The sequence below is a fragment of the Actinomadura sp. KC06 genome (assembly GCF_004348735.1).
Taxonomy (GTDB): domain Bacteria; phylum Actinomycetota; class Actinomycetes; order Streptosporangiales; family Streptosporangiaceae; genus Spirillospora.
In genome coordinates this window covers 24,353-37,815 of the sequence record NZ_SMKT01000089.1, presented here as the reverse complement: position 1 = coordinate 37,815, position 13,463 = coordinate 24,353, and the positions used below count along the sequence as shown (strand labels likewise).

The following is a 13,463-nucleotide window of genomic DNA, read 5'->3' as shown; positions in this document are numbered from 1 at the left end:
GGCCAGGGCGGCGGTGGGCGTGGACGCGCTGAAGGCGGCGAGCACACCGAAGACAGTGGCGATTCCGGCGCGTTTCATGGAACTCCTCGGGGGGCGGCGCGAGCTGGAGGCGCGCGCGGGGAGCGGAGTTACTGCTGGAACAAGAGTGGATGCGAACAACCCTCTCGTCTTTGGCAAACCTGGACGAATCAGGACGTGTAACGCTGAATACGGCGCCCTAGCGCGCGGCGTAGCGTGTCCGCATGGATGTCGAGGACGAGGTGTCGCGGATCCTGGCGGAGTTGCGGGCGCAGGCCGACCCGGTGCGCGCCGAGAATGAGAAGCGCTACCTGAAGAGCGATTTCACGCACATCGGCGTGCCCGTGCCGGCGTTGCGCAAGGTGGCGGTGTCGGCGGTGAAGACCAAGCCCACGCGGGACGATCTGGTCGCTCTCGCCACGGCCCTCTGGGACGTGACCGACGACGGCCGTCCGGTGCATGAGGCGCGCATGGCGGCGATAGAAATCCTTATCAAGCGAGTCTCGTCGCTGGAACCGCGCGACCTCGGGATGGCCGAACGGCTCGTCCGCAATTCGGCGAGCTGGGTGTACGTGGACCAGATCGCGGAAAAGGTCGTCGGCGGAATGGTCCTCCGGTACCCGGACCTGGGCACGGCACTGGACGCCTGGGTCGGCGACCCCTACATGTGGATACGGCGTACGGCCGTCCTGGCTCTGCTCGCAGGCGTCCGGACCGGGAACCCGGATCTGGTAAGGCTCGACCGGTTCGGGGACGCCCTGATCGGTGAACGCGAGTTCTTCATCCGCAAAGCCCTCGGGTGGGTCTTGCGCGAGCTGTCGAAGAAGGACCCGGAATGGGTGGTGGCGTGGGTCGAACCACGCGTCGGCGTCATGTCTGGGGTCACGCTACGGGAGGCCGTCCGCCGGCTACCGGCCGAGGAAGCCGCCCGCATCCTCGGCCGCTAGCGCCGGCCGCGCCCGCTAGGCGCGGTACGCCTTCCACACCTTGTGGATACGGGCGCCCTGCCCAGCGGTGAAGGACGTCATGCACGTGTCGTAGCTGTAGTCCATGTAGTTGTGCACTGGGTCGTCCCCAGGGGAGAGGCACGTGTCCTTACCGGACGGGCACCCGTTCGTAGGATCACGCTCGGCCGGGGTGTCCGCGACGCGGTCACCCTTGGCTCCGCAGCCGTCCTGGAACGTGTGGTAGAGCCCGAGCCAGTGGCCGACCTCGTGCGTAGCGCTGAAGCCCTTGTTGAAGTTTTCGATCGGGCCGCCCGGCATGCTGCCGTGGTGAATGGTCACGCCGTCCATCTTCGGCTCGGACTTGTACTTCCACGGGAACGTCGACCAGCCGAGCAGGTCTCCGCCTATGCGGGCGCTGTAGAGATTCAGCGTCGACTTACCGCCCTTGCGCAGCCTCGGCTTGTACGTCTTCTCGTACTGTTCCGGATCGTTGAACCAGTCGGCGTTGTCCGTACGGCTGACGGCACGGAGCTTGAAGGAGACACGGGTGTTCGCGCCTCCGTTCCGTCCACCGTAGGAATCGTTCAATGTGTCGATCTGGCGCTTGACCTCCGCCATGGAGACGTTGCCCTCGGAACCGTCGTGCAGCACATGGAAGTAGACGGGAACGCTGATCGGTTCGGCGGCGCGCAGGCCGGCGCCGGTCGACTGACCGCCCGTGCCGTCCGCCGGGCCGAGGTCCAGGCCGAGACGGTCCAATATCCGGTTGAGTTGCTGCTCGACTGCGGCGGCCTGTCCGGGCGTCAGATCGTTGTGTTCCCGCCCGTGCCCTCCCGGCCGCAGCCGTGCGCCGGCGTCCGCGCATTCGCCCCGGTGTGCATGGCCCAGGTGCGCAGAGCCCGGGTGCGCAGAGCCCAGGTGTGCAGAGCCCGTACGGGCAGCACCGGCGACCGAGCCCACGGCGCCCGGTGGCGGACCGGACGGCAGTGCCGGGACGGCGGCGGCGATCAAGGCGATGACGGCGAGCAGCTTCACGGCACTCCTAGGGCCTAGGGAGGACGCTTGCGGACGGGAACCACGCGAATACAGGGCGTCATCAACAGGTATCAGAGTGAAGTCCTGCCGTGAGTGTGATGAAGGTAAATGGATGCCGACCGTTATCGGCGGATCGCACCATGTGTTGGTCGCGCCAGGGGCGCGCGCATCGGCGCTGGCAGCGGGCCCGTAGACTGGAGGGGTCGTTCCGGCCCGTGCGAAAGGCGTTCTTGGTGGCCGCAGACCAATCCTTTGACACCGTTCTCGTCGTCGACTTCGGCGCGCAGTACGCCCAGCTCATCGCGCGGCGCGTCCGCGAGTGCCATGTGTTCAGCGAGATCGTGCCGTCCACCATGCCGGCGGCGGAGATGCTCGCGCGGCGCCCGAAGGCGATCATCCTGTCGGGCGGCCCGGCGTCGGTGTACGAGAAGGGCGCCCCGGTCGCGCCGGACGGCCTGTTCGACCTGTCGCAGCGGCAGCGCGTCCCCATGTTCGGGATCTGCTACGGCCACCAGGTGATGGCGCAGGCGCTCGGCGGGACGGTGGAGAACTCCGACGTCGCCGAGTTCGGCGGTGCGACCGTCACCGTCACGTCCCCCGGCATGCTGTTCGCGGGGCTGCCGCACGAGCAGCCGGTGTGGATGTCGCACCGCGACTGCGTCAGCCGCGCCCCGTCCGGCTTCACCGTCACGGCCAGCACGGACGTGACGCCGGTCGCCGGCATGGAGGACCTCGACCGCGGCCTCTTCGGCGTCCAGTTCCACCCGGAGGTGCTGCACACCGCGCACGGCATGGAGGTGCTGCGGCGGTTCCTCTACGAGGGCGCCGGCTGCCGTCCGAACTGGACGATGGTGAACATCGCGGACGAGTCGATCGAGGCGGTGCGGGAGCAGGTCGGGCACAAGCGGGCGATCTGCGCGCTGTCCGGCGGCGTCGACTCGGCGGTCGCCGCCGCGCTCGTCCAGCGCGCCATCGGCGACCAGCTGACCTGCGTGTTCGTCGACCACGGCCTGCTGCGCAAGGGCGAGCCCGAGCAGGTCGAGAAGGACTTCGTCGCCGCAACCGGCGTGAACCTGCACGTCGTGGACGCCCAGGACCGCTTCCTCGCCGCCCTGGACGGCGTCGCCGACCCCGAGGACAAGCGCAAGATCATCGGACGCGAGTTCATCCGCGTCTTCGAGGAGGCGGCCAGGGAGATCGTCGGCGAGGACACTCCCGAACCGGTCGAATTCCTTGTCCAGGGGACGCTTTACCCGGACGTCGTCGAATCGGGCGGCGGCACCGGCGCGGCCAACATCAAGTCGCACCACAACGTCGGCGGCCTCCCCGAAGACCTGCAGTTCAAGCTGGTCGAGCCGCTGCGGACGCTGTTCAAGGACGAGGTCCGCGCGCTCGGCGAGCAGCTCGGCCTGCCGACCGAGATCGTCTGGCGCCAGCCGTTCCCCGGCCCCGGCCTCGGCATCCGCATCGTCGGGGCCGTCACCCGCGACCGCCTCGACATTCTCCGCGACGCCGACGCGATCGCCCGCGAGGAGCTCACCAACGCCGGGCTCGACCGCGACATCTGGCAGTTCCCCGTCGTCCTGCTGGCGGACGTCCGCTCCGTCGGCGTCCAGGGGGACAGCCGCACCTACGGCCACCCGATCGTGCTGCGTCCCGTGACGAGCGAGGACGCGATGACGGCCGACTGGGCGAAGCTCCCCTACGAGCTGCTGCAGCGGATCTCGACCCGCATCACCAACGAGGTCCGCGAGATCAACCGCGTCACGGTCGACATCACGTCCAAGCCTCCGGGCACCATCGAGTGGGAGTGACCGCCTAGATCCACGGCGGCGATGTGCAGCGCCTTCTGCACGGTCAGTGTGGGAGGTTCGCTGCAGCGCGGGCGGCACCGGCGGCCTGGGTGGCCAGGGCTTCGGTGGCGTCGGCGAACATGTGGGCGAGGGCGGACGCGGTGGTCTGGAGTTCGCCGTCCAGCCAGGCGATGAGGTTCTCGGACCAGCCCGCCACCAGCATGGTGGCGGTGAAGTGCATCTGCGCGTCGGCGTAGGACGGGATGTCGTAGAAGGTCCGGGCGTACTCGATGACGAGGCGGGTGTAGTGGCGACGGGCCTCGCGCTGGCGGGCGCGCAGGACGGGGCTGGCGGACGCTTCGATCAGGACGGCGCGGGCCTTGCGCGGGTCGGCTCGGTACACGTCCAGGACGGCCGTCGCGGCGGAGCGGACGGCGGCGTGCAGGGAGGCACCAGGGCCGGCGGCCGAGACTCCCTGGGCGGCGGCGTCGGCGGTCTCGGTGATGATGCGGTCGTGGACGTCGGTGAGCAGGGCTTCCAGGTCGGTGAAGCTCTCGTAGAAGTAGCGCGTGTTGAGCCCGGCGCACGCGCACACCGCACGTAGGGACGTGCCACGGAGACCTTGGGTCGCCAGGAGGTCCAGGGCGGCGTCTAGGAGCGCGGCACGGCGGTCGGCGCGGCGGCGGTCGGCGGTGACGCCTGCGTAGGGACGGGAAGCCACCCTCCAATCTTGACACGGGTGTAGCCAGAATTTACGTTCTGGATACGGGTGTAGCCAGATGCGGGAGGCGTCCATGTCGCGGCACAACCCTCCGTCCCTGATCGCCGGGTCGTCACAGGTCACCGCTCCGGACATGGGGAGGATCTTCGCGCCGCTGATGCACGAGCACGACCACGTCATCGACCAGATCGACGGTGAGCTTCCGTCCGGGCTCACCGGGACGCTCTACCGCATCGGGCCCGGCAAATGGGAGGTCGGACGCACGCTGCTGCACCACCTGTTCGACGGCGACGGGATGGTCTCGCAATTCACCTTCGACGGACGGTCCGTGCGGTTCCGGAACCGGTACGTACGGACGTCCCAATTCAGGGACGGCATAGTCTCCGGCCGCCCGCGCCATCCCGGTGTCGGGACGGCGCTTCCGGGCGGGTTCTGGGCCAACTTCGCGCGAGGCGGCGGGCCCGCGAACGTCGCCAACACCGGCGTCGCGCTGCACGCCGACCGGCTCCTGGCCCTGTGGGAGGGCGGCCCGCCGCACCGCCTCGACCCGGACACGCTGGAAACTCTCGGCGTGCACGACTTCGGCGGACGGCTGCGCGGCATGCTCAAGGCGTTCTCCGCCCATCCGAAATGGGACCCGGCGACGGGCGAGATGTTCAATTTCGGCCAGGACTTCACTCCGCTGCCGTCCCTGAATTGCTGGAAGGTGGATCGGCGCGGACGGCTGCGGCGGCTCGCCAAGGTCCGGATGATGAACATGCCGTGGAACCATGACGTGGCGCTCACCAGGGAGCACATGGTCTTCGTCCTCGACCCGTACAGGTTCGACCTGCGGACGATGCTCAGCGGCGCGCCCGTTTTCGACGCGATTCGGCATCGTCCGGAGAAAGGGACGCGGTTCGTGCTCGTGCCGCGCAATGGAGGCCCGGCACGCATCGTGGAGCATGACGCGCTCGTGCACGTCCACGTCGCGAACGCCTTTGAGGACGGTGCCGACACTGTTGTCGACTTGGTGCTTTTCGACGATTTCAGCGCGCTCAGGCGTGATCTTTCGGAATTTCGCACGCGTTTCACGGATCTGCCGTCCAGCCGGCTCATGCGGTACCGGATCACCGCGGGCGGACGTGTCGTCGAAACGCCGCTGTCCGAGTTGCCCGGGGAGTTTCCGCAGTACGACTGGCGGCGCTCAACCCGTCCGCATCGATACACGTACCTGGCCGGACGGACGGGCCCGAGCGGCGCGTACGACAGCGTCCTGAAGGTCGACAACGAAATCGGCAATACGCAGGTGCAGGAGATGGGCTCGCACACTTACGTGGGTGAACCCATTTTCGTCCCGCGCACACCGGATGCGGCCGAGGACGACGGGTGGCTGTTGTCCGTGGTCTATCTCGCCGCCGAGCATCGTTCGCAGCTCACCGTCCTGAACGCCCGAGACCTCGCCCCGGTGGCGGCGCTGCACCTTCCGCATCACCTTCCGTTCGGATTCCACGGCACGTTCACGCGCCGTGTCGCCGACCCCGCCGCCCCGATCCCGCACCCCGACCGCCTCCCGATCCACTGACCGACGGCCCGCGCCGCGCCGAACGACGCCCGCCGCGAGGCGGCAGTGCCGCGAGGCGGCAGGGCCCGGCGGCGCGCGCCGGGCCATTTGGTCATCTGGCGGTAAATGGCGGCCATGCGAGGTCAAGTCTGCGTCAGGGGACGGCCCGGCAATCGCGATGCGCGTTCATGCGGCGACAGAACGTCACCATGCTCGGTGGGGCGAGGAGGAGGCCCCATGTCCCCGAAGCTCAGCGTCGTCGTGCCGTTCCACAACACCGAGGAGTTCATCCGGGAATGCCTGGAGTCGCTGGCCGGGCAGACGCTGCGCGACCTTGAAGTGATCATGGTGGACGACGGGTCCGTCGACAACGGCGCCGTCATCGCGAAGGAGATGTGCGCCAGGGACTCGAGGTTCCGGCTGGTGACGCGCGACAACGAGGGGCCGGGGCCCGCGCGCAACGCAGGGGTGCGGCAGGCGAAGGGCGAGTATCTTGCGTTCGCCGACGCCGACGACGTCGTCGAACGGGAGGCGTACGAGCGGCTGGTCGGGTCGCTGGAGCGGTCCGGGTCCGACATGGCCTCCGGGAACGTCCACCGGATGGACGGTGATCGGGACTGGCAGTCGCACCTGCACGACGGGGTTTTCGCGGAGTCGTGTTCGAGGACGCATGTGTCGTCCAAGCCGGGGCTCATGCGCGACCGGACGCCGTGGAACAAGGTGTACCGGCGTGAGTTCTGGGACAGGGCCGGGCTGGAATTCCCCAAGGGCTACTACGAGGATCCGCCGGTCACGGCGCGCGCGCATGCGTTGGCGCGTTCCGTGGACGTTCTGAGTGAGACGGTCTACTACTGGCGTAAGCGGCCGGGGTCCATCACAGAGGAACGCTACGACTGGGACAACATCACCCAGCGATTGGCGTCCGCGCGTGTACTGCGCGACGGGATGGCCGAGTACGCGCCGCGGCTTCTGAACGCCTACGACGAGCACGCCCTGGTCGCGATCGAGCTTCGCGTCCTGTTCGAGGCGCTGCCCAGGACGCCGGACGCGCAACAGGCGGAACTCGTCGCCATCGGCGCTGACCTGGCGGACGGTATCAGCCCGCGCGTTCTGAAACGCCTTCCCGCGATGACGCGCCTGCAACTGCATCTGCTGTGCCGCCGGATGTTGCCGGAGTTGCTGGAAGTGCTGCGCTACGTCCAGCTGAAGAAGGCGGCGGACGCGCCGAGGGTGCGGCGCGGCCTGCGGCACCGGTGGTACGCGGAGTTCCCGTTCTTCGAGGACGAGGAGCGGGGCGTCCCGCTGCACGTGTACGACGTGACCGACGAGCTCAGGCCGGCGGCGTGGATCGACCGGACCGAGTGGGTGGACGGGCGCCTGCGGATCGAGGGGCACGCCTACATCCGGCACCTGGACTCGTCCACCGAGGACGGCTCCCGCATCAGGGTGTGGCTGCTGGCGGCGAACAAGCGGGGCCTGATGCGCGTCCCGGTCAGGCGGGTCCGGAGGCCGGACGTGACCGCGCGGTCGCGGCAGTCGGCGGTGTCCTACGACTGGTCCGGCTTCGTCGCGGACATCGATCCGTCGTCGCTGCGGATGTTCGGGCGCTGGCGGGACGTCGACTGGATCCCGTGCGTCGAGATCGTCAACCGGGGGCTGCGGCGGCGGACGACGTTCTCGAACCCGCGGCTGACCGGCCCGCAGTGGCCGGCCGACCGGGAATGCGCGCCCGGCGTCCGCGTGCAGGGCGTCGCGAGCAGGCGCCGGTTCGTGCTGCAGGTGCGGCGCACGGCCGCGGCCGTCGTCGGCTGCCACCTGGAGGGCGGCCGACCGGCAGGCGGCCTGGAAACGGGCCTGGAGGGCGCCGAGCTGTGGCTGGACGGCTGGAGCCGCACCCCCCTCGGCGACAAGCCGAGGATCGTCGCCGTGCCGAAGGGCGGGCACGCCAAGGTGACCGGCCCCGTCGAACCGTTCGACAACGGCCGTTCCGGCGAAGGCGACCACGGTTTCCGTGCCAAATTGCCCGTCGCGGGGCTGGTCAGGCATCCCGGCGACTGGGAGATCACCCTGCCGGGCGGCGTCAAGCCGTACCTGGAAGAGAAATCGGCCGGTATCGCGTTCCCGGTCCCTGGCGGAGAGGTCGAACTCGCCAGGACGCGACGTAGCACGATGCGAATCGTCGTCCGCGAACGGGTTCTGGCCGTGGACGTGGTGTCGTGGTCGGACGACGGTGCCCTGCGCCTGGAAGGCACGTGCACCGACCAGGCCGGACGGCCGGACGCGTTGATTATCCGGCGGCGACGCTCGTCCGAAGAGCACACGGTCACGCTGCGCTGGGAAGGCGACCGTTTCACCGCCAAATTCTGCCCCGCACGTATGCAGGTCCTGGGGTTCGCCCGTCCGCTCGTCTCCGGTCGTTGGGACGCCTTCGCGGACGTCGGCGGACGGGAACAACCGGTCGTCGTCAGGCGGCACACCCTTCGCGACCTGCCGGAGCCGTTCGAGGCGGGCCTGCACAGGATCACGTTGCGCACGCAGAAGACCGACCAGTTGCAGCTCCAGGTCGAGACCGCCCTGGACGATGACGAACGCGGCGCCTACGCGCAGAGCCGGATACGGTCCGGACACTACCGGCGCCACCTGAATTTGCCCGTCCGAGAACTGGCCTTGTTCGATGCCTACAAGGGACGCCAGTACTCGTGCAACCCGCGCGGCATCTACGACGAGCTTCGGCGGCGCGAAACCGACCTGGAATTCGTGTGGGTCACCGAGAACGGCCAGTTCGGTAAGCCGGCCGGTGCGCGGACCGTTCTGACCGGCACGCGGGAGTACTACGAGGCGCTCGCCCGCGCGCGCTACGTCATCGGTAACTGGTCCCAGCAGGAATGGTTCACCAAGCGCGACGACCAGACGTACGTGCAGTGCTGGCATGGGACGCCGTTGAAGAAGCTCGGATACGACGTCAAGCAGATGCCATACAAGCGCACAGAGGGCGTCGACTGGATGGAGTACGACGTTCCCCAGTGGGATCTGCTCCTCGCCCAGAACGAGTTCTCCGTTCCACTGTTCCGGCAGGCTTTCGGCTATGAGGGCGACGTCCTCGTCAGCGGTTATCCGCGCAACGATGTCCTGAACAGCCCGCACCGGGAGGAGATCGCGTCGGCGGTGCGCAGGCGCCTCGGCATCCCGGACGGGAAGAAGGTCGTCCTGTACGCGCCGACCTGGCGGGACGACTTCCACCTCGCGATCGGCAAGCGGGCGTTCCGCCTAGAGTTCGACATCGAACGGTTCAGGCAGGCGTTGGGCCGCGACCATGTCCTGCTTCTGCGCACCCACTACCTCGTCACCGACCGGCCCAAGCTGCGGCCTGGCGACTGCGTCATCGACGCGTCCGTGTACCCCGACATCTCCGAGCTGTACCTCATCAGCGACGTGCTCGTCACGGACTACTCGTCGTCCATGTTCGATTTCGCCGTCACCGGCCGGCCGATGGTGTTCTTCACCTACGACCTGGAGCGCTACCGCGACCATGTGCGCGGTTTCTACTTCGACTTCGACGCGGAGGCCCCCGGCCCGCTGCTGAGCACCTCGCAGGAGGTCGTGGACGCCCTGCGCGAGCCGGCGGCGCTCGACGCCGGGTACCGCAATCTGCGTGCCGCGTTCGCGGCCCGGTACTGCCCGCACGACGACGGCCACGCCGCCTCCCGCGTGCTCGACCGGGTCCTCCAGCGTCCGGCATAGCCCGCCCACTGAAAACCCCATCACGGAGCTGCTCGTGTCACCTCGGATCAGTGTCGTCGTCCCTTTCCGCAACGACGGAGCCCATCTCGCGGAATGCCTGGAGTCGCTCGCCGGGCAGACGTTGCACGACCTTGAGGTGCTCCTACTGGACGAAAAGCCGGGGGACGGCGGCGCGACCGCCATCGCCAAGGACTTCGCAGACCGCGACGACCGATTCACCCTTCTGCAGCCGTCCGGCGGTGGATCGGCCATAGAAGCCGCTGTCGAGGAGGCGAGAACCCCGTACCTCGCCTTCCTCGACGGTGACGACGTGCTGCCGCCGTACGCGTACGAACTCATGGTCGGCACCCTGGAGTCGACCGGGTCCGACCTCGTCGGCGGAAACGTCATGCGCCTGGACGGCGCACAGGTGCGCGAGTCCCCGATACACACCGCGCCCTACGCCGAGACGGTGAGGACGACGCACGTCACCCACCACTCCGCCCTCCTCCAGGACAGGACGGTGTTCAACAAGGTGTACCGGCGCGCCTTCTGGGACGCGCATGGTTTCAAGCTCCCATCGACACGGGACGTGTTCACCGCCCTGCAAGCACAGATCCTGGCCAAGGCCGTGGACGTGCTCGACACGACCGTGTACCTCTGGCGAGTTCGTTCGGTAACGGCGACACGGCTGCGTCATGACCCGGCGGCCGTCACCGAACGGATGGCCGTACTGGCGAACGTCCGGAAACTTGTGGCCGAGCACGCGCCGGACCTTCTGGCCGTCCACGACAGGTACGCACTGGACCTGGACGTCCGTGCGCTGATCCTCGCCCTGCCCGGGGCCACCTGGCAGGAGCGTGAGCGTCTGGTCGAGCTGGGCGCTGAGTTCGTCACCTCGGCCGACCGTTCCGCCGCCGACGGGCTGCCGTCGATCAGGCGCCTGGAAACGCACCTGCTCCGCGAGCGGATGCTGCCCGAACTCCTGGAAGTGGTCCGCCAGGAGGAGAACGGCCTGAACAACATTCCGCTGGTGCAGCGGGGCCGCCGGAAGCAGCGCTGGTACGCCCGGTATCCCTTCTACGGCGATGTGGAACGCGCCATACCCGATGACCTGTACGACGTCACCGACGAGCTCCGCCTGCACGCGGACGTGGACCGCGTCGAGTGGGACGCCGACACCCTCATCGTCGAAGGCCACGCCCACTTCGACATCTTCGACGTGTCGTCGGAGACGAACTCCCGCATCCGCGTCTGGATGCGCGACGTCAGGTCCGGCAAGGAGATCCGGCTCCAGGTGGAGCGGATCCGCTGCCCGGAGGCCACCGTCAAGGCCGACCGCTCGGTCGTCTCCTACGACTGGTCCGGTTTCTCCGCACGGGTGGAGCCCGACTACCTCCTGGACGGCGACGAATGGCGCACCGCCACCTACGAATTGTTCGTCGAGGTGTCCACGGCGGGACGCAAGGCAGTGCAGCGGCTGACGGCGGTGGCCCCGGCCGTGCGGTGGACAACAGCGCGGCACGTGGACGAACACGTGGCCGTCCAACCGGCCGCGGGCGACGACGATGTGTTCGTCGTCCACGTCAAGCGTTCTAAAGCCGTCCTCACGGGGATCCGCCGTGACGGCGACATGCTCGAACTGACCGGATGGACGCGGCGGGCCCTCGGCGCAGGGGCGGCCTTGGTCGCCGCGCGGCGGCACGGTGGCGCGGAGGTCCGAGGTGAGGTGACGCTGCGCCCGTCGTCCGTGCTGCGCATGGCGGCGGGCACCGGGTTCGACTTCAAAGCGAAGTTGCCCATGCAGCGCCTGATCTCCGTCCCAGAGGGCGGCGACCCTGGACACGGTTTCGCGCACCTGCTGGACGCCATCGACTGGGACATCCGGCTGACCGGCGAGGGCGGCCCCATGCGGCTCACCGTCGCGAGCGACGTCGACCCCGTCCGATACGTCCTCCCGACCGGCGCCAAGCGCGCGCGGGAGTTCGCGTTGACGCGCACCGCGTTCGGGAATCTGCGCGGTGTCGAGCGGAGCGTCCGGCCCGTCGTGACAGAAGCCGAATGGGACGAGAACGGGCTCCTCACTCTGACCGGCGAATTCGCAGACCCGGACGACCGCCCGGATCACTTCGTCCTGCGACGCCGCCGTTCGCGCGACGAGCACCGCATTCCCGTCACGTGGGAGCAGGATCAGTTCACCGCCGCCTTCACGCCCGCGACGATGGCCGTGTTCGGGACGGACCTCCCGTTGAGCAGCGGAACATGGGAACTACTGGCGCGCGTGCGTTCCGGTGAGGTGGCCGTCGTCGCCGAACGTGAGGCGATCCCGGGCCTGCCTGGGTGGCAGAACCAGGGCACGCACGAATTCGAGGTCGGCGTTTACCAGATTGACGCCATACAGCTCCGCAGCCGTCCGGCCCTGGAGGACGACGAACGCAGCGGGCACGCCCAACTGCTCCTCCAGCAGCGCGACTACCCCGTCTACCTGCGGAGCCCACTGGCGGACGTCGCCGTGTTCGACAGCTACAGCAGCACGCAGTACAACTGCAACCCGCGAGCCATCTACGAGGAACTGGCCCGCCGCAAGTCCAATCTGGAATGCGTGTGGGTTTCCCTGGACGGCCAGTTCACGCTCGACGGAAAGGCCAGGATCGTCCAGGCGGGAAGCCGTGAGCACTACCGCGTTCTTGCGCGCGCCCGCTACATCGTCACGAACCACGGATTGCCGCCCTGGTACGTCAAGCGCGAGGGCCAGACCTACGTCCAGACGTGGCACGGTACGCCGTTGAAGCGCCTGGCCCACGACCTCCGGGACATGCCGTACCAGCGAGTCGAACGGCTCGACTGGATGGAGCAGGAGGTGGCGCGGTGGGATCTGCTGCTGTCCCCGAGCCCGTTCGCCACACAGGTCATGCGCCGCGCCTTCAGATACGACGGGGACGTCCTAGAGGCCGGATACCCGCGCAACGACATCCTCAGCGCACCCGAATGGGAGAGCATCGGGAGCCGCATACGCAAGCGCCTGGGAATTCCGGACGGTAAGAAGGTCGTCCTCTACGCGCCCACCTGGCGGGACGACCGCCACCACGGCCCCGGCTGGCTCGGTTTCTCCCTGGAACTGGACGTGGAGACCATGCGCCAGGCCCTCGGCGACGACCACGTCCTCCTCCTGCGGACGCACCACCTCGTCACCGACCGGAACTGTCCCGAGATGGACGATTTCCTCATCGACGTGTCCCGTTACCCGGACATCGCCGAGCTGTACATGGCCTCCGACGTGCTCGTCACGGACTACTCGTCCGCCATGGTCGACTACGCGGTCCTGGGCAGGCCGATCGTCCTCTACGCCTACGACCTGGCCCGCTACCGCGACCATCTGCGCGGTTTCTCCCTCGACCTGGAAGCGGAGGCGCCCGGCCCGATCGCGACGACGTCGGCGGAGGTCGCCGAAGCGGTCGCGAAGGCGTCCGACTCCGAGTCCGATTCCGAAGAACGTCACGCGGACGCCTATGACCGCTTCTTCGTGAAGTACTGCCCGCACGACGACGGCCAGGCGGCGGCCAGAGCCGTCGACCGCGTCTTCGGCGACGCCGTCGAAGGCGGCTGACCCGGCCGCCCGCGCCGCGGCCTGCGGCATGGGACAAACCACCGCTTTCTCACTAAGATCAACACCTCGCCCGCCGATG

Annotated in this window: 7 protein-coding genes; 5 read left to right on the top strand and 2 right to left on the bottom strand. The window is 68.5% G+C overall.

Going from position 1 to position 13,463, the window contains the following annotated elements; translation table 11 throughout:
- Positions 1 to 242 precede the first annotated feature (242 nt).
- Complete coding sequence (locus E1287_RS26130; protein ID WP_131967703.1) at positions 243 to 965, top strand: DNA alkylation repair protein; 723 nt, start codon at positions 243 to 245, stop codon at positions 963 to 965.
- A gap of 15 nt (positions 966 to 980) precedes the next feature.
- Here the strand turns inward: E1287_RS26130 and E1287_RS26125 are convergent, their stop codons facing one another.
- Positions 981 to 2,000 carry a zinc metalloprotease gene (locus tag E1287_RS26125; RefSeq protein ID WP_243719438.1) on the bottom strand — a complete coding sequence of 340 codons (1,020 nt, stop codon included), beginning with the start codon at positions 1,998 to 2,000 and terminating at the stop codon, positions 981 to 983.
- A gap of 233 nt (positions 2,001 to 2,233) precedes the next feature.
- Here E1287_RS26125 and guaA point away from each other — a divergent pair, with 233 nt between their 5' ends.
- On the top strand, positions 2,234 to 3,814 hold the full coding sequence (gene guaA, locus E1287_RS26120) for a glutamine-hydrolyzing GMP synthase (RefSeq protein ID WP_243719437.1): 1,581 nt from the start codon (positions 2,234 to 2,236) through the stop codon (positions 3,812 to 3,814).
- A 43-nt stretch (positions 3,815 to 3,857) separates the two neighbouring features.
- Here guaA and E1287_RS26115 read toward each other — a convergent pair whose 3' ends face one another.
- Positions 3,858 to 4,514, bottom strand: a complete 657-nt coding sequence (locus E1287_RS26115; RefSeq protein WP_165969185.1) for a TetR family transcriptional regulator — start codon at positions 4,512 to 4,514, stop codon at positions 3,858 to 3,860.
- A 73-nt stretch (positions 4,515 to 4,587) separates the two neighbouring features.
- Here E1287_RS26115 and E1287_RS26110 point away from each other — a divergent pair, with 73 nt between their 5' ends.
- From E1287_RS26110 to E1287_RS26100, 3 genes are all read left to right on the top strand, one after another.
- A complete protein-coding gene (locus E1287_RS26110; RefSeq protein WP_207934463.1) occupies positions 4,588 to 6,078 on the top strand; it encodes a carotenoid oxygenase family protein in 1,491 nt (496 codons plus the stop codon).
- 216 nt (positions 6,079 to 6,294) lie between these two features.
- Entirely contained in the window at positions 6,295 to 9,798 is a 3,504-nt protein-coding gene (locus tag E1287_RS26105) for a bifunctional glycosyltransferase family 2 protein/CDP-glycerol:glycerophosphate glycerophosphotransferase (protein WP_131967700.1), read from the top strand.
- A gap of 34 nt (positions 9,799 to 9,832) precedes the next feature.
- Positions 9,833 to 13,384: a CDP-glycerol:glycerophosphate glycerophosphotransferase gene (locus E1287_RS26100; RefSeq protein WP_131967699.1), complete on the top strand. Its 3,552-nt coding sequence runs from the start codon at positions 9,833 to 9,835 to the stop codon at positions 13,382 to 13,384.
- Positions 13,385 to 13,463: the final 79 nt, after the last annotated feature.

What these genes read in the sequence shown, in the direction of transcription:
- E1287_RS26105 (WP_131967700.1), top strand. Translation starts at nt 6,295, where the DNA reads ATGTCCCCGAAGCTCAGCGTCGTCGTGCCGTTCCACAACACCGAGGAG.
- E1287_RS26110 (WP_207934463.1), top strand. Translation starts at nt 4,588, where the DNA reads ATGTCGCGGCACAACCCTCCGTCCCTGATCGCCGGGTCGTCACAGGTC.
- E1287_RS26130 (WP_131967703.1), top strand. Translation starts at nt 243, where the DNA reads ATGGATGTCGAGGACGAGGTGTCGCGGATCCTGGCGGAGTTGCGGGCG.